This window comes from Georgenia yuyongxinii, from assembly GCF_006352065.1.
Lineage (GTDB): Bacteria > Actinomycetota > Actinomycetes > Actinomycetales > Actinomycetaceae > Georgenia > Georgenia yuyongxinii.
Genome location: NZ_CP040915.1, coordinates 2,274,283 through 2,297,549 on the forward strand (window position 1 = coordinate 2,274,283; position 23,267 = coordinate 2,297,549).

Sequence of the window (23,267 nt, forward strand, 5' to 3'; positions counted from 1 at the left end):
GGTCGAGGGTGGCGCAGTCAGGGCAGCACGGCTGGAGCGGGCTGGGCCGGCGCAAGGCTCTTCAGGCCGAGGATCTGCCGGGCCTCCTCCGGGGTGGCGATCTCATGACCGAGCTCGCGGATGATTCGCACCGCCCGCTCGACGAGCTGCACGTTCGTGGCGAGCTCGCCGCGGCGGTAGTAGAGGTTGTCCTCGAGCCCGACCCGGACGTGACCGCCGAGCAGGACGGCGTGGGTGATGGCGGGGAGCTGGTTCGCGGCGACGGCGGAGACGCACAGCTCGGCGCCCTCCGGGAGCTCGTCGACCATCTGGTGGAGGATGCGCGGGGTGTAGGGCAGCGCGCCCTGGAAGCCGCGGTCGAGGCCCAGCACGACGTTGACCCAGTACGGCTGGGCGTCGAAGCCCGCGTTGATCAGGCGGCTGGGGTCCTGGCGGATGTGGGCGGTGCTCATGACCTCCCACTCGGGCTTGATCCCGAGCTCGGTCATCCGGGCGGCCAGCTCGTCGCACTGGGCTGGGGTGGTGAGGTTGACGATCTCGCGACCGCCGGTGGTGATGACGAAGGACTCGGCGTCGAAGGTCGCCATCTCCACATGCGGGGCCTCGAGGCCACGCAGCCGCTCGGTGAAGTCGATGCGCAGCTGGCCCTCGGAGTTCTCCTTGATCATGTCCCCGGAGATGCCGCCGCCGGTAGAGATGTTGATGACGACGTCGGTACGTTCGCGCAGGGCCTCGTTGATGCGGCCGTAGACGTCGGCGCTGCACGTGGCGAGGTCGTCCTCGGGCCGGCGGGCGTGGATGGCGGCCACCGAGGCGCCCGCCTCGACGCAGGCGGCGACGTCGTCGGCGATCTCCTCGGGCTGGGTGGGCAGGTGCGGGTTCTGCTCCTTCGACGCCATGCCGCCTGTGGGGGCGATGGTGACGATGACCTTTCGCGGCTTGATGTTCGCGGCGGTGGTGGTGGCCATGGTGGGGTCCTTTCAGACGCGCAGCGCGAGCCGCTCGGCGGCGCCGCCGGGGGTGAGGTCGAGGTCGAGGTCGTCCGCCGGCTCGCTGCCGGCGAGGTGGATGTCGACGGCGAGCAGGTGCCCGCTGACGGGGCAGAGCCAGCCGGTGACGGCGAGGTCGCGGTGCAGGTGGGACCCCACCCGCTCGGGCAGCGGCAGCGCAACCGGCTTCGCGCCGCTGCGCCACCGTGTGGAGCCGGTGACCAGCACGGCGCCGTCGACGGTCTCCACCCGCCAGACGCCGTCGGTACCGCGGATGGCGCGGAGCCGGTCGGACAGCGGCAGCCAGGTCTCCCCGTCGCGCAGGCCGGCGGGCTGCAGCTCCGGGTCGATGGGCCGGCCACGCTCGGGCACGTCGTCGACCGGAACGCCGAGGCGGGCGGCGCGCTCGCCGCGCCGGAGCACATCGGTCGCCGCTTCGTCGTACCCGGTACCGCCGTCGGTGAGCACGACGCTGTAGGTGTCCCGGGCGGCGGCGGCGGAGACGACGCCGCGGCGCACGTCGGCGACGACGTCGGCCGGGTCGCGGTCGAGTGGGTCGCCGATGCCGCCGCCACCCTGCCACGTGACCGCGAAGACGTCCCGGTCGGTGATCGGGAAGGCGCCGGGCTTGGAGCCCAGGTCGGCAAAGCGGGGGTCCTGCTCGGTGCGGCCGGTCAGCAGGCCGGCCAGCCGCGCGGAGTCGGCGGAGCCGGTCATGATGCCGGCGGCGAAGGACTGCCGGACGAGCCCGGCGGGCAGGCCGCCGCCCAGGCCGGTGGAGTTGGGCACCTGGGCGCCGTGGGTCATCACGAGGGCCTCGGCGGCGGGCACGGACACGGTCAGGGCGACCTCCGCGCCGAGGCCCCCGCGGCGGCGGCCCGCTCCCCCGGTGTCCTGGGCCAGGCGGCGGTAGAGGTACACCAGCGGGGTGACGAGCTCGTTGACCTCGACGTCGGCGATCGAGGGGCAGGGCGCGTTGATCGGGCCCGCGGCGTCCTGGCCGTCATGGGCGGCGAAGGCGCCGAAGCCGCCGGCGAGCGGGTCCATGAGGTGCAGGCCGAAGACCTCGCCGAACTGGTTCTTGCCGCTGAGGTTGAACGTGGCCATCGTGCCGCTGCTGACGGCCTGCGCGCGGTGGGCGTACTCCGGGGTGGCGGCGAGCAGCCGGTTCAGCGCGGCGGAGACGACGTTGGAGACCACCCACACGGTCTCGACCGTCGCGCTGCCCACCGGCGCGGGCGGGATCGCGGTGCACACGAGCCCGTCGGGGGCGACCACGTCGACCGGGCGCAGCAACCCGTCGTTCCAGGGGATGTCGAAGCCGAGGGTCGGGATGAGGGAACCGGCGACCCCGCCGATCAGGCCGGCGCGCGAGCAGTTCACGAAGCCCTGTGCCTGCTCGGAGGAGCCGGAGAAGTCGAGCGTGAGGTGGTCGCCCTCCTTCGTCAGGACGAGGTCGACGGTGTAGAGCTTGTCGGTGTGGCCGTCGTGCTCGAGGAAGTCCCGGGTGCGGACCACGCCGTCGGGGATAGTCAGGAGGCGGTCGCGGAGCTTGCGCTCGGCGTCGTCGACCATCGCCGCCATGGCGCCCTGGACGACGTCGGTGCCGTACCGGTGGCACAGGTCGCCCAGCCGTTCCGCCGCCACGTTGAGGGTGGCGATGAAGGCCCGGATGTCGAGGCCGAGCTGGGCCGGCAGGCGGGAGGCGGACAGGACCATCTCCAGCACGTCCTCGCGCAGCTCGCCGCGGTCGACGAGGGTGACGGCGGGGATCCGCAGGCCTTCTTGCCAGATCTCCTTGGCCTTGGGCGACCAGGAGGCGAAGTCCATGCCGCCGACGTCGGTCTCGTGTGCCATGACGCCGGCCCACGCGACCAGCTCGCCGTCGACGAACAGCGGTGCGCACATCTGGACGTCGTTCTGGTGCAGGGCGCCGACGAACGGGTCGTTGCCGATGATGCGGTCGCCGTCGCGCAGCTTGCGGCCGGAGGCCAGCAGGTGCCGGATGAGGGAGCCGACCGGCGGCGCCTCGAACGTGACCTGGTGACCCATCGTGGCGAAGGAGCCGTCGGGCAGGTACAGGCCGGTGAAGAAGTCGCTGGCCTCGGTGACCGTGGGGCTGCCGCTGACCGATTGCAGCGCGAGCCGCATCTGGTCGGTGATGGCCACCAGGCGGCTGCGCACCACCTGGGCGATCACCGGGTCGGTCGTGGTGGGCGCCTGGGCCGAGAGGTCGAGGGTGCTCATGCCTGTCCTACCTTTACGTGGATGGTGCCGGCGTCGTCGGTGGTGGCACTGCCACCCGGCGGGACGACGACGACGCACCCGGGAAGCTGGATGAGGGCCGGTCCGGCGACGTGCTGGTCAGCAGCGGGCCAGTCGCAGCCGTAGACCACCGTGTCCTCGGGGGCGTGCGCGTCGTCGAAGACGACGGGCCGCACCTCCCGCACCGTCAGCTCCTCCCCGGAGGTCGAGGAGGTCGGGGTGGTCGAGCGCAGGGCCGCGACGGCGCGGACGGAGAGGATCTCGAACCCCGCCTCGCGGAACCCGGCACCCTTGCCGAAGAGCAGCTCGTACTCGGTCTCGAACTCTGCCAGCAGCGCCTCGACCGCGGCGGCGTCGGGCCGGTCGGCGACGGCGATGTCCAGGTGGTGTGCCTGCCCGCGGTAGCGCACGGCGGCGGTATGGCTGACCTCGGCGAGGCCCGGGTCCGGGATCGTGCCGAGGGCCCGCTCGCGCGCGTCCGCCAGGGCCGCCGTCAGCTCGGCGGCGTGCTCCGCGGTCGGCTCCACCCCCGGGGCGAGGCGCTGGTACCTGGTGCGTGACGCCGTCGTGCGCAGGTCGGAGGTGCCCGCGCCAAAGGCGGACTGGGCCGTGGCGGTGGCCGGGACGACGAAGCCGTCCAGGCCGAGCTCGCGGCACAGCTTCCAGGCATGGGACGGCCCGGAGCCGCCCCCGGCGACGAGGGTGAACTCGCGCGGGTCGTGCCCGCGCTCGATGGTCACCGCGCGCAGGAGGTCGGCCATGGCAGCGTCGAAGACCTCCCGCACTGCGCGCGCGGCCTCCATCGGGCTCAGCCCGAGGGGCTCGCCCACCTGCTCGGCCAGCGCGGTGCGGGCGGCGTCGACGTCGAGGCGGATCCCGCCCGAGCCGAAGCGGTCGGGGTCGAGCACGCCGAGGACGAGGTCGGCGTCGGTGGTCGTGGGCTCGGTGCCGCCCTTGCCGTAGCAGACGGGCCCGGGCACGGCGCCGGCACTGCGCGGCCCGACGCTGAGGATGCCGTCGCGGACGGCGGCGATGGAGCCGCCGCCGGCGCCGATGCTGGCGATGTCGACGCTGGGGACGCGCATGTCCGCCCCGCCGAAGGTGACCTCCTCGCGCAGGAGGGGGGCACCGTCGACGACGACGCCGACGTCGAAACTCGTGCCGCCGACGTCGAGGGTGAGGATCTTCGGCCGGTCCAGCCGGACGCCCAGGGCCTGGCCGGCGACGACGCAGGAGGCCGGCCCCGACAGCAGGCCCCGGACGGGAGTGGCGGTCAGCGTCGCGGCCGGCACGACGCCACCGGCGGAGGTCGTCATCATGATCGGGGCGGTCATGCCCAGGGCACGCAGCTCGTCCTCGAGAGTGCCGAGGTAGCCGCCGGCGATCGGGCCCAGCGCAGCGTTGGCGACCGTGGTCGAGGCGCGGGCGTACTCCCCCACGCTCGGTGCGATGTCGTGGGAGACGGAGACGAACGCGCCGGGGAGGATCTCGGCGGCGAGGCGGCCGAGCGCCGTCTCGTGCGCCGGGTTCTCCGTGGCCCACAGCAGGCAGATCGCGACGGCCTCGACACCGGCGTCGCGCAGATGCTCCAGCGCGCGCCGGGCGGAGGGCTCGTCGAGCGGCGTGACGACCTCGCCCTGGGGGTTGACGCGCTCGGTGACCTCCACGACCAGCTCGCGTGGCACCAGCGGGGCCGTGCGGCCGCGCAGGAAGTAGTTGCCGAGATCCAGGCCCTGCAGGCCCGCCGTGCCCCGCCGCAGCCGGCCGATCTCCAGCACGTCACCGAAGCCCAGGGTGGTGACCAGGCCGACCTTGGCGGTACGACCGGTGAGGAGCGCGTTGAGGCCGACGGTGGTGCCGTGACCGAAGCGGGTGACCTGGCGGGCGAGCTCCTCGGTGGGCAGACCCGCGATCTCGGCCGCGAGGTGGAGCGCGTCGACGACCCCCGTGACGACGTCTGCGGTGGTCGGGGACTTGCAGACGAACGAGCGGCCGTCGGCCGCGCGCAGCCACAGGTCGGTGAACGTGCCGCCCACGTCCGTGCCGACGGCCCAGCCGTCCGTGTCCGGCGCCGATGTGGGTGGTTCGGTGATCGCGGTCAACCGGGTGCTCCTTCAGAAGTGACGTCGTCGTCCAGGAATGACGCCGTCGAGTCAGGTCGTAAGTGATGCAGTGGCCCTGGCGGTCCCGTCCGCCGGCGGCGAACGGGACTCCGTGCCCCGGCCGGTCAGGAGTTGATCAGCGCGGCGCGCATGTCGGGGTGGACGCCGTCCTCGGTGGCCGTGAGGCCGTCGGCCGCCGGGAAGGACTCGAAGATCGACTGCGGGATGGGTGCGTTGCGGTAGAAGTTGCTCCCGCCCAGGCCCGGGGTCCAGGTGTTGGGCTCCCAGTCGGGGAGGTAGTTGCGGTAGCCACCGGAGTTGAGCTCCACCCGCAGGCCGCTCGGCTCGCGGAAGTACAGGTACTGCTGCTCGCCGATGCCGTGGACCCCCGGCCCGGACTCCATCGGGGTGCCGTTCTCCATGAGCACATCCGCGCTGATGAGCAGCTCCTCGTGGGTGTCCACCCAGAACGCGATGTGGTTGACGCGGCCGGCCCGCGTGGAGTGGTCGAGCACCACGCCGAGATCGTGGGACTTCTCGTTGGTGGTCAGCACCGAGAACACGCTGATGTTGGTGTCGTCGAGCTGGGTGCGGGCCATGAGCCGGAAGCCGAGCACGTCGCGGTGCCAGGCGGCGAAGCCGTCGACGTCGGTGGCCGCAATGGTCACGTGGTCGAGGAACCGCGGGGCGCCGGCGTGGCTGGAGCGCTTCTCGGGGCGGTCGGGGAAGATCGAGGCGTGCGCGGCGTCGGCCTCGAAGCGGTCGACCTCCCAGAACAGCCGGATGGGGTGGCCGTAGGGGCCCTCGAACTCGAAGGCGCGGCCGTAGCCGTGGCCGCTTTCGCTCCACGTGCCGGTGATGCCAGCGTCCTGGACGCGGCCGGCTGCGACCTCCAGCGCCTCGGCGCTCTCGGTGCGCCAGGCCATGCGGGTCAGGGCGGGATCCGGCCCTTCGGTGATGATCAGGCTGTAGCGGTAGTGGTCGCCCCAGCAGCGCAGGTAGGTAGCGCCGTCGACGCGGTCGACGATGCGCATGCCGAACTGCTGCTCGTAGAACGCGGCCGACGCCTCGACGTCGGGGCTCGCGATCTCGAGGTGGGAGAGGTGTGACAGAAGCTTCTCCATGGGGGATGCCTCCAGGGCGGTCTGGGTGGCGCTCGTCGTCGAGCGGTCTCGTCAACTGTGGTCTGGGCGGGATGGCCTCAGAAAGAGGCAAAGCCGGATGCTGCGGATCGATGCGGTCGATGCGTTCGACATGGACCTACTCGAACATCGACATGTCCACCGGCTTCGACACGAGCCCCTCGTCGTGCGCGAGGCCAGCGAGGGTGCTGAGCGCCTCGAGGTTGATCGCCGTCGCGAACCGGTCCATCCGCACCCGCTCTGCGAGTGCCGGGTCCATCTCGAGCTTCTCGACGAGGATCTCGCGCAGGCCGGCCTCGTCGCTCCCCGCCGCGTCCAGCACCTCGGTCAGTGCGGCGGTGAAGCGCTCGAGCACCTCCGGGTCCTGGTCGGCCGCCGTCACCATCAGCTGCGTGGAGAGCCCCGGGGCGGACTCGGCGAAGTTCCAGGAGACGACCTGCGCGCCGTTGCCCTGGGCGATCGTGATGAACGGCTCGACCTCCCAGATCGCGTCGACGTCACCTGCCTCGAGGGCGCGAAGCATGTCGGGGTAACGGATCTCGACGAAGTCGATCTCCGCCGGGTCGCCGCCGGCCGCGCGGACCGCCTCGTTGATCGTGAGCGTGCCCGCCGAGCTCAGGGTGTTGACGGCGACGGTGCGTCCGGCGAGGTCCGCGGCGCCTGTGATGCCCGAGTCCGGCTTGGCGAGGACGGCGGAGATGTCCTCGTCGCCGTCCTCCCACGCCTGGCTGAAGCCGCCGGCGACCTGCAGCGGGACACCGGCGTCGAGGGCGACCATCAGGGAGACGGAGTTGAGGGTGACGAAGTCGACCTCGTGGGCGAGGGTGGCGGCGACCATCGTCTCGCTGCCCACCCCCGTGTCGATCGTGACGTCGAGGCCGTGCTCCTCGAAGATGCCCTGGTCGACGCCGTACCAGAGGGCGGACGTCGCGACGATGGGCAGGGTGCCGATCGTGATCGGCAGCACCTCGGCCTGTTCCGTGGCCGCCGGTCCGGCGGACGTCGCGGCGTCGGTGGTCGGGTTGCTGCTCGCGCCTGAGCTGCCGCAGGCGGCGAGGACGAGGGCGGCGAGGCTGAGGACGGCGGCGCGGCCGGCAGTGCGGCGTAGAGGGGTCGACATGGTGCTCCTTCGGCATGGGGGATCTCCCGCGGCGTCGTCGCCTCGGGGTCGTGCAGGAGGGTGATCTGGGTGGGCGAGTCAGATGGTCTCGGCGACCCAGTCGGCGATGAAGTTGGTGGCGACGGGCTGGTTGTCGGCGCTGACGTGCTCGACGCCACCTTCGCGACGGGTGAAGATCTTCAGCTCCCGCTTGGGGCTGTTGACGGCGCTGTCGTACTGGGCGTGGGCGTACTCCAGCGGGATCTGCCGGTCGTTCTCCCCGTGGGTGACGAGGAACGGCACGGTGATGTTCTCGACGACGCCGACCAGGCTGACGGCCGGCGCGAAGTCCATGAACTCCTCGAGCGAGTTCTTGCCCCAGACCCACTGGACGTGGTCCCAGTAGTGCGGGACGGGGTTCTCGCCCTCGCGCTCGCGGCGCCGGCGCTGGAGCTCGCCCCAGTTGTAGTTCGCGCCCCAGGCGACGCAGAGGGCGAACCGCTTCTCGAACGCGGCGGCGCGCGGCGCGTAGTAGCCGCCGAGCGACCAGCCCATCACGCCGATCCGGTCCGGGTCGACGTCGTCGCGTGTACACAGGTAGTCGACGCACGCGGCGCCCCAGCGCTCGCTCTCCGGGAAGGCGGTGAGGCCCCGCAGGCGCAGCGCCCCGCCGGTCCCGGGGTGATCGACCATGAGGGTGGAGACCCCGCGGCGGGCGAGCTCTTGGCCGATGCCCGACCAGTAGATCATCTCCTTGGTGCTGTCCAGGCCGTTGAAGTGCACCATCACGGGAGCGGGAGCGCCGGAGCTCTCGGCCCGGACGAACAGCGAAGGCAGCGTGGTGCCCTCGTACGGGACCTCGACGAGCTCGCAGTTCTCCTCCCCCAGACGCACTGCCCGCTCGAAGGCGTCGAGCATCTTGCGGTAGGCCTCGGCGCGAGGCGCGAAGCCGCGAGACTGCATCCGCTCGGCCACCTGGTAGTAGATGGCCGCACGGCGCAGCCGGGTGGCGGCGCTGAGGCTCCGCCCGGCCGCCGCGTTCTCGTCGGCGAGCTCGACCTGCCGGTCGGCGACCGCGCACCACGAGGCGAAGAAGTCCTCGGTACCCGGGTCTTCCCCGTTGCCGGCGGCATCGAGGAGGGGACGGCAGGCCTCGAGGATCTCCTCGATCTCGCCGCCGCTGCTCAGTGCGATGTTGGCCGACAGGTTCCACACGTACTTGTTGGGGAAGATCTCGAACACGAAGGCGCCTCTCTGCGAAATTCGGTGAGGAGAGGCGCGGTCGACGTCGGCCGGCGCCCTCCCGCCGGGACGCTAGAGGGGAGCGGGTGTCGCCCGGAAGGCGAGTTTGGCGATGCGCGGGATCGATGCGGTCAATGTTCGAGCTGTCACGACGTCAGGCGCCGGAGGCGGTCACCTCTCCCGCCAGCTCCAGAAGGCGGGTTCGCAGCCACCGGTGGCCGGCGTCGGCGGTGTGCCGGGACGTCCACACCATGACCTCCTGCAACGGTACGAGCGGCATGGGTGGGTCAAGGAGCTTCAGGTGTGCCTCCTCGACGAGCAGACGGCCCAGATGCTCGTGGATGAGCATGATCAGCCCCGTGCCACGGAGGAGGAATGGCGCCACGACGAAGGACTGCACGGTGACCTGAAGGTTTCGGGGGATCTGCTGCTGGTCGAGCTGGTTCTCCGGCAGGCCGATCATGGCGCCCGCACGGTAGGCGAGGTAGGGCAGCTCGCTGAGCTGCTCGACCGTGATCGCGTCGCCGAGGTCGGGGTGGTCACGGTCGGCGGCGACGAGGTAGCGGTCGGTGAACAGCGCTTTGTACGGGTAACCGACGTCCGCCCCCAGGAGTTCCCGCGGCAGGATCAGCAGGTCGGCCTCGTTGCGGCGGAGCGCGTCGGTGAAGCCCACGGGGTTGATCGGCAGGATGTTGACCCTGACGTTGGGCGCCTCCTCGTTGAGCCGCTCCAGGAGCGGTCGGAGCAGGACGAGGCCGATGTAGTCGCTCGCGCTGATCGTGAAGCTGCGCTGGTCGGTGGTCGGGTCGAAGTCCGTGCGCACCGCCAGCACGGACTCGACGATCGACAGCGCCTCACGGACCGGGACGACGAGCGACTCGGCCAGCGGTGTGGGGACGAGGATGCGGCCCTGTCGGACCAGCAGAGGGTCGTCGAAGAGTCGGCGCAGCCGGGCCAGGGTCGAGCTCATGGCCGACTGACCGACCATCAGCCGCTCCGCGGCACGGGTCACGCTCCGCTCGGCGAGCAAGGCGTCGAGTGCGACGAGCACGTTGAGGTCGACGTTGGCCAGCTTCTCCGACATGTGGCTCCTCCTCCAGCGGGGTGCATCGATCATGTCGATGTGTCGCATCGTCAGCATCTGTTTCCGCGAATCTGCGGCGTCACCTATCTTCCGAGCATCCGTCGAAGGAGAGGGTGGCAATGACGCCTGTTCGCAACTGCTTGGTGGTTGGCGCGGGGATCGGTGGCCTGGGTGCCGCCGTGGCCCTGAGGCAGCAGGGTATCGACGTCGACGTCGTCGAGATCAAACCGGACGCCCGCGTCGTCGGCGTGGGCATCAACCAGCCCGGCAACTCCCTGCGTGCCCTGGACGTGCTCGGGGTGCTCGAGGAGTGCCTAGCGGTGGGGTACCAGTTCGACCGGAACGAGCACTTCGACTGGCAAGGCCGGCACATCCTCCTCACCCCGTGCTCGCTCGGCACCGATCGTGTGCCGCCGAACAACGCGCTCGCCCGGGCTGCTCTGCATCGCATCCTTGGTGACGCCGCCCGGCGGGCCGGCGTGAACGTCAGGTACGGCGCCAGCGTGGCGGACCTGGTCGACGACGGCGACGGCGTGACGGTCACGTTCACCGACGGGCGGGTGGGGCGCTACGACGTCGTGGCCGCCTTCGACGGGATCCGCTCCCCCATGCGCCGGCGACTCTTCGGCGCGGCGGTCGAGCCGCAGTACACCGGCTTCGCGGTCTGGCGGGTCACCCTGCCCCGCCCCGCCGAGGTCACCCACACGATGCTCTTCCACGGCGACCGCTCCAACACCGGGGTGATCCCCCTATCCCCCGAGCACATGTACTTGCTGCACGTCACGGCCGAACCGGCGGGCGCCCGCTACGAGGACGCCGAGCTCGCCGCCCTGCTCCGCCAGCGCCTGGCCGGCTACGGCGGACTCGTGGCGCAGCTGCGGGACACGCTTCCCGACGACGGCGTGGTCTACAGCCCGATCAGCGAGGTCCACCTGAGCGCACCCTGGCACCGGGGCCGGGTCATCGTCCTGGGCGACGCCGCCCACGCCTCGGCACCCAACCTCACCCAGGGTGCCGCGATGGCGCTCGAGGACGCCGTCGTCCTGGCCGACGAGCTCGTGCGGGACCGGCCGGTCGAGGACTCCCTCGCTGCGGTCTCCGACCTGCGCTTCGCGCGCACCAAGCTCGTCCAGGACGTCTCCCACGGCATCCTCGCCACCGAGATGGCCATCACCTCCGACGGGCTCGAGGACTTCGCCGCGAACCTGCGGGAGCACCTCCCCGGCCAGGCCGCCTTCGTCGAAGCCAAGCTCAACGAACACTTCCGTCTGGTGGCCGACCCTGTGACGACCTGAGTCGACGCGGCGCGGCTCTGAACCACACGAGCATCGACCTCGTCAATTCCGCGCATCCAGATTGGCTTGTTCCTCCGATGTGACGCGGCTCATAAGGTCGACACGACTCAGCCCGCGCGCCACCGACGTACCGCCCCCCCACCCAGTCAAAGGAGACAGCGGGACATGACCCAGACCGAATCTTTCCGTCCGACGACGGTAAGCACCCGCCTCGACGAGATCCTCGACAAGGTCGAGGCCGCGCTCGAGGACGACCTTGTCCCCGTCGACATCTTCAACGACCAGGAGGTCTTCGAGGCCGAGGTCGACCGCATCTTCACCAACAGCTGGGTATTCGTCGCGCACGAGAGCGAGATCCCCAACCCCGGTGACTTCGTGCAGCGCCGCATCGGCATCGACCCGGTGATCGTCACCCGTGACGGCCAGGGCGGCATCAACGTCCTGTCGAACTACTGCCGGCACCGCGGGACGCAGGTCTGCCAGACCGACAGCGGGAACTCCCGGTTCTTCAAGTGCCCGTACCACGGCTGGACCTACAACAGCCAGGGTCAGCTCATCGGCACCCCACACCTGCAGGACGCCTACGGCGAGCTGCTCGACCCCGACGACTGGAGCCTCATGCGCGCCCCGAAGGTCGACACCCGCCAGGGCTTCATCTTCGCCTCGCTCAACGCCGACGTCCCCCCGCTGGAGGAGTACCTCGGCGGTGCCGGCTGGATGCTCGACGCCATCGTCGGCCTGCATCCCCAGGGCATGCGGGTGGCCGGGCCGCCGGACCGCTACCGGGTCAAGGCCGACTGGAAGACGGCGGCCGAGAACTTCGCCGGCGACGTCTACCACCTCGACGTGCTGCACTGGGGCACCGAGGAGATCCACGTCTCCCAGGGGCTGCAGATGTCGTGCGAGATCGCCCGGAGGTACGAGTTCGGCAACGGCCACAACTTCACCGGGCACGCCTGGACCAAGGCGATCCACCCCGGTTACGTCCTGTGGGGCTACCCCGAGCACATCGCGTCCCAGTTCGACCTGTCCGGGCTCGACGAGGCACAGCTCCAGGTGGTCAACCACGAGCCGCCGACGGTCGGGACGATCTTCCCCAACCTCAGCTTCATCCGCTTCAACACCCCGGCCGTGCCGGGCGGTCCCATGTCGGTCGTGACGAGCTTCCGGCAGTGGCAGCCGATCGGCCCGGGCGAGATCGAGCTGTGGAGCTGGCAGTTCGTCTGGGACTTCATGTCCGAGGAAGAGATCGAGCAGCACTACGTCACCGGCGAGTTCGTCTTCGGGTCCGCGGGCGTCTTCGAGCAGGACGACACCGTGGCGTGGGAGGGCATCGCCAAGGCCGGCGCCAGCCCCTGGGCGCGCAAGGCGGGTATGTCCCTCAACTTCCAACAGGGTCGCAACAGCGCCGTGGACCAGTCTCCCGACCCCACCTGGACGGGTCCGGGGATCAAACGCAACACCGGTTACGGCGAGCACGTGCAGCTCGCCTTCTACCGCCACTGGCTGAACGTCATGCGCGGCGAGGGCGTGGCGCCGAACGCGACCGAGGGGAACTGACCATGACCACCACCGAGACCACCACTTCGGCCGCAGCGGTCGCGTCCGACCCGGAGATCCGGGCGCTCATCACCCAGTTCCTCGCCACCGAGGCCCGCCTGCTGGACGAAGGGCGCGAGGAGGACTGGTACGAGCTCCTCGACGACGCCTTCGTCTACGAGGTGCCCGTCCGGCAGGCCACCGAGCCGCGCTCGCACGAGTTCGCCCAGCGGGGTATCCGCGTCAAGGACACCAAGGCCCACATCCGCACCCGGATCGACCGGCTCAACACCGGGATCGCCTACTCCGAGGTCCCACCCTCGCGCACCCTGCGCGTGGTCGGCAGCGTCGAGATCCTCGACACCGACGCCCCCGACGTCGTCGCCGTCAACAGCGCCCTGCTGCTCTACCGGCAGCGCGGGATCGACACGTGGAACGACCTCATTCCCGTCCGCCGGGAGGACACGATCCGGCTCGCCGCGGAGGGGCCCCGGCTGCTCTCCCGCCGGGCGCTCACCACCGAGACCACGCTCGGCACTCCGAACCTGGCGGTGTTCCTGTGACCGACCTGAAGAACGCCCAGCAGGTCGCTGTCCACCTCGACACCACCAAGTGCCGCGCCTACGGCATCTGCGTGACCATCGCCCCCGACGTCTTCTCCCTGCCCAAGGGCAGCCCCGTGGCGGTCCTCCTTAAGGACGTCACCGACGGCGAGGACCTCGCCGACCTGGAGGAGGCCAGCTTCAACTGTCCGGCGCAGGCCATCTCCGTGGCCAGGGTCGAGGCAGCGTCATGACGTCCAGCATCCGCAACGTCGTCGTCGCGGGCGCGTCGCTCGCAGGCCTCGCAGCCGCCGACGCCCTCCGGCAAAGCGGCTTCGACGGGTCCATCACCCTCCTGTCGGACGAACGGCGGGCGCCGTACGACCGGCCACCGCTGTCCAAGGACCTGCTCGCCGCCGACGGCGATCCGGTGCCCGTGGCGCTGAGGCCGGAGGGCCACTTCGCCGACCACGAGCTCGACCTGCGCCTGGGCCACGCCGCCGTCGGCCTGGACATCGACCGGCGCTACGTCGTCACCAGCGACGGGGCCGCCCTGCCGTGGGACGCCGTCGTCGTCGCCACGGGCAGCCGGCCCCGGCCGCTGCTGACGACGTCGGGCGAGGCACTGCCCGTGCTACGGACCATCGACGACCTGCTCCGCATCCGCGACGGCGTTGCACGGCACGGCCGCGTGACCCTCATCGGCTCCAGCTTCATCGGCCTCGAGATCGCCGCGAGCCTGCGCCGGCGCGGCGTCGCGGTCACCCTCTTCGGCGCCACGGCGCTGCCGCTGAACGACGTCGTCGGCCCCGAGGTGGCCACCGACATCCGCGACCTCCACGCCGCCCACGGCGTGGACCTGCGCCTCGGTACGCTCGTCACCGCCGTCGAGGGGGCACCGGGCGATTACACCCTGCACCTCTCCGACGGCACCACCCATGCGACGCCGTTCGTCGTGGCGGGCGTGGGCGTCGAGCCCAACGTCGAGTGGCTGCTGGGATCCGGCGTCGTGCTCGACGGCGGGGTGGTCTGCGACGCCGCCGGGCGCACCAACGTGCCCGGCGTGTGGGCGGCCGGCGACGTCGCCGCCTGGGACCACCCGCTCCTGGGCGAGCGGGTGCGGGTGGACCACTGGACAAGCGCTGGGCAACAGGGCCGGCACGTCGCCGCCAGCATCCTCTCGGGTGGCGACACGCCTTTCACCTCCGTGCCGTACTACTGGACCGATCAGTACGACCGGAAGTTCCACTGCTACGGCCGCCGACTGCCCGCGGACGACGCGTTCGTCGCCGAAGGGTCGCTCGCTTCCGGCGAGTACCTCGTCCTCTACGGCACCGCCGGAGAGTTCCACAGCGTCTTCTCCTCCGGGCGTGAGCGATCCCTGCGCGGCTACCGCAAGCTCCTCGAGCGCGGCGGGACGTGGGACGAGGCGCTCGCGATCGCCGACGGCAACCTGCAGTCCACCCAGGTCTGATCACCACCCAGCCCGGGTTTCGTGTGTGGGGACACCCACCCCCGCGACAGTCCCCGGGAGCACCACCCACACAGGGAGAAGCAGTGCAGCTACTTGATGACCACGTCGTTCTCATCACCGGAGGAGGCTCCGGCCTCGGCCTCGGCGTCGCCCGGCAGTGCCTCGCCGAGGGCGCCCAGGTCGCGATCATGGAGATCGCGCCGGACAAGGTCGAGCACCTTGTCGCCGAGTTCGGCGACCGGGTCCTCATCCGGCAGGGCGACGTCCGCAGCGTCACGGACCTCGAGGCACTGAGAGCGGCCATCGTCGAGCGCTACGGCAGGCTCGACGCGCTCATCGGCTGCCAGGGCATCTTCGACGGCAACCTGCCCCTGCGGGAGACCCCCGTCGACCGCATCGACTCGCTCTTCGACGAGCTCTTCCACGTCAACGTCAAGGGGTACATCCTCTCCGCTCGGGTGTTCGTGGACCTCCTCGAGGAGAACGACGGCGCCATCGTCCTGACCTCCTCGACGGCGGCATACGCGGCCGACGGCGGTGGTCTCTTCTACTCAGCGAGCAAGGGGGCCGTCCGTAGCGTGGTCAACCAGCTGGCGTTCGAGTTCGCCCCGCGGATACGCGTGAACGGTGTGGCGCCGTCCGGCATCGCGAACAGCCAGCTGCAGGGGCCGGCCGCCCTCGGCCTGGAGAAGGTGAAGCAGTCGGACATCCCGAAGGAGGATTTCCTCGAGCAGTTCCGGATGCTCGCACCGCTCCAGCACCTGCCCACGCCCGAGGAATACGGCTGGCTATATGCGTTTCTCGCGTCCCGGCGCAACACACTCATGACCGGCCAGACCATCGTCGCCGATCAGGGCCTGTTCAACCGCGCGGTGATCAGCTCGGGATCCAAGGCCGGCGGGATCCCGGTCGGCGTAGTTACCGGGTAGGACGCGCCCGCCCGGCGTTGTTGGCCGCTCAACAGAGCGTCTCAAGATCGATTGTTTTCGGCCACCGGCAACTCTGCACTCATCGCACCGTGCCAAGTACTGGTGGCCGCCGCACCTTTGGATGTTGACACTGCACGGCCGCGCGCACGGACATACCGAGGCCCAAGCACGCGAGGTCAGCGGGCATTGAACCCGGTCATGCGGATGAGCTTGGCCGGCACACCGGCGACGATTGCGTTGGCAGGCACGTCCTTGGTCACAACGGCACCGGCGCCGACGATCGCCCCGTCGCCGATCGTCACGCCTGGGATGACTGTCACGGCGGCCCCAAGCCACACCTTGCGGCCGATCACGATCGGTGCGGGCATCATGTCCGCGCGTCGGTCCGGATCGACGCCGTGGTTGAGAGTGGTCAACGTGCTCCCGTGTCCGATGAGCGAGCCGTCCCCGACCGTGATGCCCCCCGTGTCCTGAAACCGACAACCGACGTTGATGAAGACGTCCCTGCCGAGGGTCAGGTTCTTGCCGAACTCGCTGTAGAACGGCGGGAAGACGACGACGGAGTGATCGATCGGCTTTCCGGTGAGTCTCGCGAGCAGGGCGCGCACTTCGTCGGGCGTGCGGTAGGCGGAGTTCATTTCGGCCACAGTCCGCAGAGCGTCCTGCGCGGCGCCGTGCATGAACTGGTGCTCCTTCGATCCGCCTTCGATAAGCGCTCCACTGTTGACGTGGTCGAGGAAGCTCTGCAGCTCAATATCGTGCATGACGTTTCTCCGTGTGATTTCCGGGACGGATGCAGAACGTCGGCGACTCAGTCACCGTGGACCTCTACGGTGGCCGTGATGGAGCCGTCCCGTTCCGCGATCCGCTGCGCGGCGTCGCCCTCCGATCGCCCCAGGATGACGATGCCGGGGTAGTAGGACTGGTCGCCGTTGTAGAGGACGAGGTCGTTGCCGGGAGCGTAGTAGCCCACGTCGCCCACGTCGGGGTCTGCGCCCTCGGGCTGGCCGTCGAGGGAGAGCGGTGACGGGAGCGGACCGGTCTTCTCAACTCCGCCGTGGTCGGTCATGTCGATGGACACGGGCAGCTGTGCCACCAGATCGCGGGCGGCAGCACTCTCGGCCAGAGTCGCCTGAAAGTGTTGGTTGCCTATGGTGATCTGGACCTTCATCCGGTCCTCCAAGTCGTTCGTGGGGGCAGGGACATCAGGCGGGAACGTACGGTCTAGGGCATCGGGCCTCCGGCAGCGACCGTCAAAGGGTGAGAAGGACCTTGGTGGCGGTGCGCTGATCCATAGCCAGGTAGCCCTCGGCGGCACGCTCGAGCGGGAGGGTGAGGTCGAAAACCTTGCCTGGGTTGATCTTGCGGTCCCAGATGAGCTGGATGAGCTCGGGCAGGTACTGCCGCACCGGCGCGGGTCCGCCGTGGATATGGACACCGGCCATGAAGAGCTCGTCACCGGTGATCGCGACGTCGTGGGAGACGCCGACAAAGCCAACGTGCCCGCCGGGCCGGGTCGAGCGGATTGCCTGCATCATGGCTTCCTGAGTGCCGACCGCCTCGATCACCGAGTGGGCCCCGAGGCCGTCAGTGAGCTCCTTGACCCGAGCCACACCTGCGTCTCCGCGCTCCGCCACGATGTCCGTGGAGCCGAACTCGCGCGCCAGTGCCTGGCGGTCGGCGTGGCGGCTGAACGCGATGATCCGCTCGGCGCCCAGCTGGCTGGCGGCGAGGATTCCCAGCAAACCAACCGCTCCGTCGCCGACAACCGCGACCGTCTTGCCCGGGCCGGCCTCGGCGGCGACGGCGGCGAACCAGCCCGTGCCCAGCACGTCGGAGGCAGCCATGAGCGACGGGATGAGGTCGGGGTCCGGCATGCCGGCGGTGGCGACCAGCGTGCCGTCGGCGAGCGGGATGCGGGCCAGCTCCGACTGGGTACCGATGGTGCCCATAGGGACGCGGTGCACGCAGTACGCCTGGTACCCGGCCTGACAGATCTCGCAGGTGTTGTCAGAGGCCCAGAACGAGCCGACCACGAACTCGCCGACCTTCACGTTGCGGACCTCAGAACCCACCTCCTGGACCACGCCGACGTACTCGTGGCCCATCACCTGGTGGTCCACCGGTTCGGCGCCGCGGTAGGGCCACAGGTCGCTCCCGCAGACACAGGTCGCCGCGAGCCGGATAATCGCGTCGGTCGGCTCCATGATTCTCGGGTCCTCACGGTCCTCGACCCGCACGTCCCCGGGTCCGTACATGACAACCTGACGCATCACAGTGCGCTCCTCTTCGTGGCTCGTCTCATGTGGCGTCGGCACGGCGCCACGATGACGAGTCAACCCCCGGTCCCCGCAGTATGGGAGTCCCGGTCGTTGGGTGCACTGACAGGGCGCCCTTCGCAAAGGGACCGAACGACTGGTTCACTGGTGACGTCTACATCGACCCCGTCGCCGCCGCCCCGCCGCCGTCGCGCGTGACCGCAAACCTGGTGCACTTCATGCCCGGCGCACGGACCCACTGGCACCGTCACCCGCTGAGCCAGACCGTGTTCGTGACCGAAGGCGTCGGCCTGTGCCAGCGCCGCGGCGGCCCGATCGAGGTGATCCATCCGGGCGATCGCGTGCTCTTCGAAGCCGACGAGGAGCATTGGCACGGCGCCACGCCGAACCGCCTCATGGTGCATCTGGCCATGAACGAGGGTGACGACCAGCACGACGTCGTCCACTGGCTCTAGCCGGTGACCGACGACTAGTACATCGCAGCCCATCCACTCGACCGCTGACGGCCCTCGACGAAATTCGACGTACCCAGATTGGGGTTGCGCCAGCCATCTTCGGGCCGAGAACCATGTCGCGAACACGTAGAACGCGTGTACTCCGACCGCGACCACCAAGGCGCCTAGCAGTAGCCCGGGGTGCGCGGTGCGGAAGCCACTGCGATGCTAGGAGCCACAAGGCAAACGGGACAGCCACCGAGGACAGCGTCGTGATCCCTTGACAGATCTCGCCGCGAGCGCTGACATCGTCAGCGGATGGCAGTGTTCGGGGCACGTGCGCTACATCGCCGAAGTCGGCTACGGATCACTTGATCTGCGTGATGCAGTCGATGCCGGTTCGGCGCTCAATGGATTGAGCACAGTTCTCCCCGCGGACCGGACCTGCGGGTCTGGACTTGGGGATGCCGCCGAAACGCTTGAAGGAGGGGCTGGCATTGGACCACACGGACCGGCTCCTCCGGCTTGCCAGCGATCCCGGCTTCACCGAGGATCTCGTGGCGGGACCGGGATGGACGCTGCCTGGCTGGATCCCAGGCCCCGAATCGGACACCTGCAGCGCAGCTGCGATCCGTTGGGCCGAGGGCTGTGACCACTGACCCACCCTTGCTGACCGCTCGGTTCTGGCGAAGCCGACGGTCAGCGGCCCTCGCGGGGATCGTGTTCGCCGTGCTGCTGCTTGCGGCCATGACGATGATGCGCATCGCCCTGTCCGAGGACAGTCTCCGATCGCTCGAGTCGGATCCGCAGCGACGTACCCTGATCCGGCTCAGTCTCAACTTGGTGCCGTTTGCCGGCATCGCCTTCCTGTGGTTCATCGGCGTGGTGCGCGAACAGATCGGCGAGGTCGAGGACCGGCTATTCTCCACGGTTTTCCTGGGCAGCGGACTGCTCTTCCTAGGCATGCTCTTCGAGGGCGCCGTCACCTCGACTGGCCTGATGGAGATGCTGTCCGGATCGAACGTCGACGCCGACATCTTCGCCTACGGTCGCAGCACCACCCAGACGCTCATCTCCATCTACGCCATGCGGATGGCTGCCGTGTTCACCCTCTCGGTGAGCACCCTGGGGCTCCGCACCTCCGCCATTCCACGCTGGGTCTGCTACCTCGGATACCTGGTCGCTGCCGTGCTCCTACTCGTAGCCGGTGAGAACAAGTGGACCCAGCTCCTCTTCCCCGCCTGGGTCCTTCTGGTAAGCATCGTGATCCTCTTGACCCGCCCACAAGTCCGTGCAGCCGCCACCGAATAGCCGCCAATGTCATGGGGTCCCCCTGGCGGCCGCGATCACGCGCTGCCTTCGGGCGGGCGAGGAAGACCCTGCGTCAAAGGCGTCGACACAGCACGCCGCGGCGCTCTGCCCGGTCGGTGAAAATCCCTGACCGATCGACCAAAGACCGCAGCCCCCCGACGCTTTGGCGACAAGGTTGGGAGGATATCGAGACCTTGGTATCAGAGGCAGCAGGTCACAACAGCGCTATGCGACTACCTAGATCCGCCGGCGACGGCGCCCGGGAGTGACGGCGGCAGCCACCACGGCCGTCTTCGCGACCGGCGCTGGACCGGGTGTGACGGCCTTTGCGACGACAGCGGTCTTGGCCACCGGGTGGCCGATAACCCCGACTCGTCCTACTCGAGCTGGCCTGAGGGGCATGTCATTCTCCTTCGGTCGTGGTGTCTTCATCGGCCTCGATCGAGGCGATGATCGCCTGGATGGGAATCCGTCCGTCGGCGATGAGCTGTCCACCCGAGCGCCGCGCGGCGGATGCGAACGGTGCCGCCCACAGATTTTCCCAGATGAGGACTCCGGCCGTGCTTCCCGGGTCCATGGCGGCGGCGAGGTCTGCGACGTCGTCCGCGGCCAACAACTCGGCGAGTTCGGTCTCGATCTGTTGGAGCGGGCCGAGGTCGGGGACGTCGGAGAGCTCCATGGCCTCGACCGAGCCGTCCTCGTCCTTGGTCAGGATCAGGACGTCGATCACACGGATGGTTCCGGAGTCGACCAGGGCGACTAGTTCTTTCGCCATCTCGCCGGTGAAGTTGCTTGCTCCTGCGGGGAACTCGACGACGATGTAGTCGACGGGGCCAAGCCGGTCTAGCGATGTGTCTGTCATCGCTCGTTCTCCCTTCCTATCGGAGGTCAGCCCGCTCCCTGGGTGAGTGCGGTGTCAGACCCCCTGATTTGGCTGGCTGAGTTGCCGATGTCCCTATGCATCGGGCCGCGGGACCCAGCCTGCCTACTGCCGGGCCATGGCGAGGCGGAGCCGTTCCTCGGGGTCGATGAAGTGGTCGTTGTCGTCGGCACCGAGGTCGATCTGTACCCAGTTGATCCGGCCAGTAAAGCGGCTGGTGGCAGGGGTGTAGTCGGGGGTGACGGTGGTGCCGGACTCGTAGCCGATGTCGGTGGTCTCGTCGGCGGAGAAGACCATCGGCTGGGTCATCTGGACTCGGCCGGTGCCGACCTCGGCTCCGTCGTGGAAGAGGGTGACGTCGCCTCCCTTGGCCAGCCCGCCGCCGTCGTAGGCGAACTCCATGCGGACCTGGTGGGTGCCCGCCGGGATGGGCGTCTCGGCCTCGGTGGTGAACTCGTGGATGCCGAGCACGCTGTAGACGAACTTGGCCGTGCCGTCCTTGAGGTAGAGGGACCAGCCGCCGAATCGGCCGCCCTGGGCGATGATCACGCCGTTCGCGCCGGCGACGGGGACCTCGACCTCAGCGGTGACCGAGAACGACTTGTTCTTGATGTTCACCACACTGTTCTCGGAGAGGCGTCCCATCCCGGCGAAGAACATCTGGGAGTTTCCGTGGATCAGGGTCGGGCGTCCGGCACTTTCGGCCAACGCCCGTTCCATGCTCCGGTCGTCTAGGGGCAACACGTTGTACTTGGTGGCCTCGATCAGCCAGAGCAGCTGCAGCTCCGCCAGCTTCTCGGGGTAGTCGGCCGCCAGGTTCCGGGCCTGGCTGTAGTCGCTGTTGCCGTCGTAGAGCTCCCAGACGTCGTCGTCGAACGCCGGCAGGACGCCACCGACCATGACCCAGGGTGTCTTGTGCTTGGTGACTGCGCTCCAGCCCTGGTGGTAGATGCCGCGGTTGGCAAACATCTCGAAGTACTGCAGGTCGTGGCGTTCCGGGGCGTCGGCCTCGTTGAAGCTGTACAGCATGCTCGTGCCCTCCATGGGCGACTGGAGCACGCCGTTGACCATGGTCGGCTCGGGGATCCCGGCGGCCTCGAGGATGGTCGGCGCCAGGTCGATGACGTGGGTGAACTGGGAGCGCAGGCCGCCAGCCTGCTGGATCCCGTTGGGCCAGTGCACGATCGTGCCGTTGCGGGTGCCGCCCCAGTGCGAGGCCACCTGCTTGGTCCACTGGAACGGGGTGTCGTTGGCCCAGGCCCAACCGACCGAGTAGTGGTTGTAGGAGTCCGGTCCTCCGAAGTCGTCCATCTTGCTGCGCATGAACTCGGGCGTCTCGAGTGCGGCCATGCCGTTGAAGTTGGCCAGCTCGTTGAAGGCGCCGTTCATCGTGCCCTCGGCCGAGGCGCCGTTGTCGCCGATGATGTAGCAGACGAGCGTGTCGTCGAGGACCTCCAGGTCGGCCAGGGTGTCGATTAGCCGACCGACGTGGTGGTCGGTGTGCTCGAGGAACCCGGCGTAGACCTCCATCTGCCGGGCCAGCACCGGCTTGAGCTCCTCGGGCATGTCGTCCCAGGCGGGGATCTCTTCGTGCCGTGCGGTCAGCTCGGCGTCCTCCGGGATGACCCCCAGTTCCTTCTGGCGGGCGAAGGTGCTCTCGCGCAAGGCGTCCCAACCGTCGTCGAACTCGCCTCGGTAGCGGTCGGCCCACTCCTTCGGGACGTGGTGGGGGGCGTGGGTGGCGCCGGGTGCGAAGTAGATGAAAAATGGCCGGTCCGGCATCAGCGCTTTCTGCTGACGCACCCAGCCGATGGCGTGGTCGGCGAGATCCTCGGTCAGGTGGTAGCCCTCCTCCGCCGTGGCGGGTGGCTCGACCGGGGTGGTGCCGCTGTAGAGCGCGGGGTCCCACTGGTTGTTCTCACCGCCGATGAAGCCGTAGAACGTCTCGAAGCCGCCACCGCCGGTGGGCCAGGCATCAAAGGGCCCCATCGGGGAGGTCTGCCACACCGGCACCTCGTGGCACTTGCCGAACTGCGCGGTCGAGTAACCGTTGAGCTTCAACGTGGTCGCGAGCGGGGACTTGGTGTTCGGCCGCACCGAGTTGTTGCCCGGCGCCGATGTCGCGAGCTCGGTAATGCTCCCCATGCCGACCGAGTGGTGGTTTCGGCCGGTGAGGAGCGCCTGCCGGGTGGGCGCGCACAAGGCCGTGGTGTGGAACCGGTTGTACCGCAGCCCACGCGCAGCCAACCGATCGGCCGTCGGTGTCCGGCACGGACCCCCGAAAGTGCTCGCCGCCCCAAAGCCCACGTCGTCGAGCAGGACGATCAGAACGTTCGGCGCACCCTTGGGTGGGACGAGCGGCTCGATCGGTGGATACGACGTATCGGGGTGCTTCGCGTCGTACGTCGTCAGCCCCGGCGCCGGACGGTCCGGGATAGGCAACATGCTGCGTGTATGTCGGTCGGAACTCATGACGTTCCTCCTGTTGATTGTTGATTCACTCTGTTGCTCATCGATTCACGACCAGAGCCGCCGCACAGCGTTCATCGACGCCTACCCGCTGCCTCGCGGTCGGGTACGCCAGGAATGCGATGCCCAGCTCGTGTCTGTACGTCGTCAGGGGACCCGAGAGGGGCCGTCGAGTCTGGCTGCGCCACGGCG

Annotated in this window: 20 protein-coding genes; 8 read left to right on the forward strand and 12 right to left on the reverse strand. The window is 69.4% G+C overall.

The genetic code is table 11. From position 1 onward, the window contains the following. Nucleotides 1-17 precede the first annotated feature (17 nt). The 7 genes from FE374_RS10320 to FE374_RS10350 form a co-directional block, all read right to left on the reverse strand. On the reverse strand, nucleotides 18-968 hold the full coding sequence (locus FE374_RS10320) for a BKACE family enzyme (RefSeq protein WP_223173508.1): 951 nt from the start codon (nucleotides 966-968) through the stop codon (nucleotides 18-20). A gap of 12 nt (nucleotides 969-980) precedes the next feature. Beyond that, the gene (locus tag FE374_RS10325; protein ID WP_139928820.1) at nucleotides 981-3,236 is read right to left on the reverse strand and encodes a hydantoinase B/oxoprolinase family protein; all 2,256 of its coding nucleotides are present in this window, start codon (nucleotides 3,234-3,236) and stop codon (nucleotides 981-983) included. Next, nucleotides 3,233-5,356: a hydantoinase/oxoprolinase family protein gene (locus FE374_RS10330; protein ID WP_223173509.1), complete on the reverse strand. Its 2,124-nt coding sequence runs from the start codon at nucleotides 5,354-5,356 to the stop codon at nucleotides 3,233-3,235. Before FE374_RS10330 ends, FE374_RS10325 begins: the two co-directional genes overlap by 4 nt. Nucleotides 5,357-5,481: 125 nt before the next feature. Next, a complete protein-coding gene (locus FE374_RS10335; RefSeq protein ID WP_139928822.1) occupies nucleotides 5,482-6,480 on the reverse strand; it encodes a VOC family protein in 999 nt (332 codons plus the stop codon). Nucleotides 6,481-6,616: 136 nt separating this feature from the next. Continuing rightward, nucleotides 6,617-7,618 carry an ABC transporter substrate-binding protein gene (locus tag FE374_RS10340; RefSeq protein WP_139928824.1) on the reverse strand — a complete coding sequence of 334 codons (1,002 nt, stop codon included), beginning with the start codon at nucleotides 7,616-7,618 and terminating at the stop codon, nucleotides 6,617-6,619. Between the two features lie 78 nt (nucleotides 7,619-7,696). Continuing rightward, entirely contained in the window at nucleotides 7,697-8,839 is a 1,143-nt protein-coding gene (locus FE374_RS10345; RefSeq protein WP_139928826.1) for an alpha/beta hydrolase family protein, read from the reverse strand. A gap of 154 nt (nucleotides 8,840-8,993) precedes the next feature. Continuing rightward, complete coding sequence (locus FE374_RS10350; RefSeq protein WP_168205661.1) at nucleotides 8,994-9,923, reverse strand: LysR family transcriptional regulator; 930 nt, start codon at nucleotides 9,921-9,923, stop codon at nucleotides 8,994-8,996. Nucleotides 9,924-10,042: 119 nt separating this feature from the next. Between FE374_RS10350 and FE374_RS10355 the strand changes: the two genes are divergently transcribed. From FE374_RS10355 to FE374_RS10380, 6 genes are all read left to right on the forward strand, one after another. Beyond that, on the forward strand, nucleotides 10,043-11,218 hold the full coding sequence (locus FE374_RS10355) for an FAD-dependent monooxygenase (protein WP_139928830.1): 1,176 nt from the start codon (nucleotides 10,043-10,045) through the stop codon (nucleotides 11,216-11,218). A gap of 165 nt (nucleotides 11,219-11,383) precedes the next feature. Continuing rightward, the gene (locus tag FE374_RS10360; protein WP_139928832.1) at nucleotides 11,384-12,778 is read left to right on the forward strand and encodes an aromatic ring-hydroxylating oxygenase subunit alpha; all 1,395 of its coding nucleotides are present in this window, start codon (nucleotides 11,384-11,386) and stop codon (nucleotides 12,776-12,778) included. Nucleotides 12,779-12,780: 2 nt separating this feature from the next. Then, entirely contained in the window at nucleotides 12,781-13,320 is a 540-nt protein-coding gene (locus FE374_RS10365; protein WP_139928834.1) for an aromatic-ring-hydroxylating dioxygenase subunit beta, read from the forward strand. Beyond that, entirely contained in the window at nucleotides 13,317-13,553 is a 237-nt protein-coding gene (locus FE374_RS10370; protein WP_223173510.1) for a ferredoxin, read from the forward strand. The genes FE374_RS10365 and FE374_RS10370 overlap by 4 nt, the downstream gene beginning before the upstream one ends. Continuing rightward, nucleotides 13,550-14,773 carry an NAD(P)/FAD-dependent oxidoreductase gene (locus tag FE374_RS10375; RefSeq protein WP_139928836.1) on the forward strand — a complete coding sequence of 408 codons (1,224 nt, stop codon included), beginning with the start codon at nucleotides 13,550-13,552 and terminating at the stop codon, nucleotides 14,771-14,773. The genes FE374_RS10370 and FE374_RS10375 overlap by 4 nt, the downstream gene beginning before the upstream one ends. An 83-nt stretch (nucleotides 14,774-14,856) precedes the next feature. Continuing rightward, the gene (locus tag FE374_RS10380; protein ID WP_139928837.1) at nucleotides 14,857-15,702 is read left to right on the forward strand and encodes an SDR family oxidoreductase; all 846 of its coding nucleotides are present in this window, start codon (nucleotides 14,857-14,859) and stop codon (nucleotides 15,700-15,702) included. Between the two features lie 176 nt (nucleotides 15,703-15,878). Here the strand turns inward: FE374_RS10380 and FE374_RS10385 are convergent, their stop codons facing one another. The 3 genes from FE374_RS10385 to FE374_RS10395 form a co-directional block, all read right to left on the reverse strand. Next, on the reverse strand, nucleotides 15,879-16,457 hold the full coding sequence (locus tag FE374_RS10385) for a DapH/DapD/GlmU-related protein (RefSeq protein ID WP_139931530.1): 579 nt from the start codon (nucleotides 16,455-16,457) through the stop codon (nucleotides 15,879-15,881). A 56-nt stretch (nucleotides 16,458-16,513) separates the two neighbouring features. Beyond that, nucleotides 16,514-16,873, reverse strand: coding sequence for a cyclophilin-like fold protein (locus FE374_RS10390; RefSeq protein ID WP_139928839.1), 360 nt, complete (start codon nucleotides 16,871-16,873; stop codon nucleotides 16,514-16,516). 82 nt (nucleotides 16,874-16,955) lie between these two features. Beyond that, nucleotides 16,956-17,975 carry a zinc-dependent alcohol dehydrogenase family protein gene (locus FE374_RS10395; protein WP_179957305.1) on the reverse strand — a complete coding sequence of 340 codons (1,020 nt, stop codon included), beginning with the start codon at nucleotides 17,973-17,975 and terminating at the stop codon, nucleotides 16,956-16,958. An 83-nt stretch (nucleotides 17,976-18,058) separates the two neighbouring features. Here FE374_RS10395 and FE374_RS10400 point away from each other — a divergent pair, with 83 nt between their 5' ends. Together FE374_RS10400 and FE374_RS10405 are read left to right on the forward strand one after the other, a co-directional pair. Further along, nucleotides 18,059-18,436, forward strand: a complete 378-nt coding sequence (locus tag FE374_RS10400) for a (R)-mandelonitrile lyase (protein WP_139928842.1) — start codon at nucleotides 18,059-18,061, stop codon at nucleotides 18,434-18,436. 708 nt (nucleotides 18,437-19,144) lie between these two features. Continuing rightward, nucleotides 19,145-19,726, forward strand: coding sequence for a hypothetical protein (locus tag FE374_RS10405; protein WP_139928844.1), 582 nt, complete (start codon nucleotides 19,145-19,147; stop codon nucleotides 19,724-19,726). 403 nt (nucleotides 19,727-20,129) lie between these two features. Here FE374_RS10405 and FE374_RS10410 read toward each other — a convergent pair whose 3' ends face one another. Both FE374_RS10410 and FE374_RS10415 read right to left on the reverse strand, forming a co-directional pair. Continuing rightward, nucleotides 20,130-20,588 carry a DUF6325 family protein gene (locus tag FE374_RS10410; protein ID WP_139928846.1) on the reverse strand — a complete coding sequence of 153 codons (459 nt, stop codon included), beginning with the start codon at nucleotides 20,586-20,588 and terminating at the stop codon, nucleotides 20,130-20,132. 123 nt (nucleotides 20,589-20,711) lie between these two features. Further along, nucleotides 20,712-23,078 carry an arylsulfatase gene (locus tag FE374_RS10415; protein WP_139928848.1) on the reverse strand — a complete coding sequence of 789 codons (2,367 nt, stop codon included), beginning with the start codon at nucleotides 23,076-23,078 and terminating at the stop codon, nucleotides 20,712-20,714. Nucleotides 23,079-23,267: the final 189 nt, after the last annotated feature.

What these genes read in the sequence shown, in the direction of transcription:
- FE374_RS10320 (WP_223173508.1), bottom strand. Translation starts at nt 968, where the DNA reads ATGGCCACCACCACCGCCGCGAACATCAAGCCGCGAAAGGTCATCGTC.
- FE374_RS10325 (WP_139928820.1), bottom strand. Translation starts at nt 3,236, where the DNA reads ATGAGCACCCTCGACCTCTCGGCCCAGGCGCCCACCACGACCGACCCG.
- FE374_RS10335 (WP_139928822.1), bottom strand. Translation starts at nt 6,480, where the DNA reads ATGGAGAAGCTTCTGTCACACCTCTCCCACCTCGAGATCGCGAGCCCC.
- FE374_RS10340 (WP_139928824.1), bottom strand. Translation starts at nt 7,618, where the DNA reads ATGTCGACCCCTCTACGCCGCACTGCCGGCCGCGCCGCCGTCCTCAGC.
- FE374_RS10350 (WP_168205661.1), bottom strand. Translation starts at nt 9,923, where the DNA reads ATGTCGGAGAAGCTGGCCAACGTCGACCTCAACGTGCTCGTCGCACTC.
- FE374_RS10355 (WP_139928830.1), top strand. Translation starts at nt 10,043, where the DNA reads ATGACGCCTGTTCGCAACTGCTTGGTGGTTGGCGCGGGGATCGGTGGC.
- FE374_RS10360 (WP_139928832.1), top strand. Translation starts at nt 11,384, where the DNA reads ATGACCCAGACCGAATCTTTCCGTCCGACGACGGTAAGCACCCGCCTC.
- FE374_RS10365 (WP_139928834.1), top strand. Translation starts at nt 12,781, where the DNA reads ATGACCACCACCGAGACCACCACTTCGGCCGCAGCGGTCGCGTCCGAC.
- FE374_RS10375 (WP_139928836.1), top strand. Translation starts at nt 13,550, where the DNA reads ATGACGTCCAGCATCCGCAACGTCGTCGTCGCGGGCGCGTCGCTCGCA.
- FE374_RS10390 (WP_139928839.1), bottom strand. Translation starts at nt 16,873, where the DNA reads ATGAAGGTCCAGATCACCATAGGCAACCAACACTTTCAGGCGACTCTG.
- FE374_RS10395 (WP_179957305.1), bottom strand. Translation starts at nt 17,975, where the DNA reads ATGCGTCAGGTTGTCATGTACGGACCCGGGGACGTGCGGGTCGAGGAC.
- FE374_RS10400 (WP_139928842.1), top strand. Translation starts at nt 18,059, where the DNA reads ATGGGAGTCCCGGTCGTTGGGTGCACTGACAGGGCGCCCTTCGCAAAG.
- FE374_RS10410 (WP_139928846.1), bottom strand. Translation starts at nt 20,588, where the DNA reads ATGACAGACACATCGCTAGACCGGCTTGGCCCCGTCGACTACATCGTC.
- FE374_RS10415 (WP_139928848.1), bottom strand. Translation starts at nt 23,078, where the DNA reads ATGAGTTCCGACCGACATACACGCAGCATGTTGCCTATCCCGGACCGT.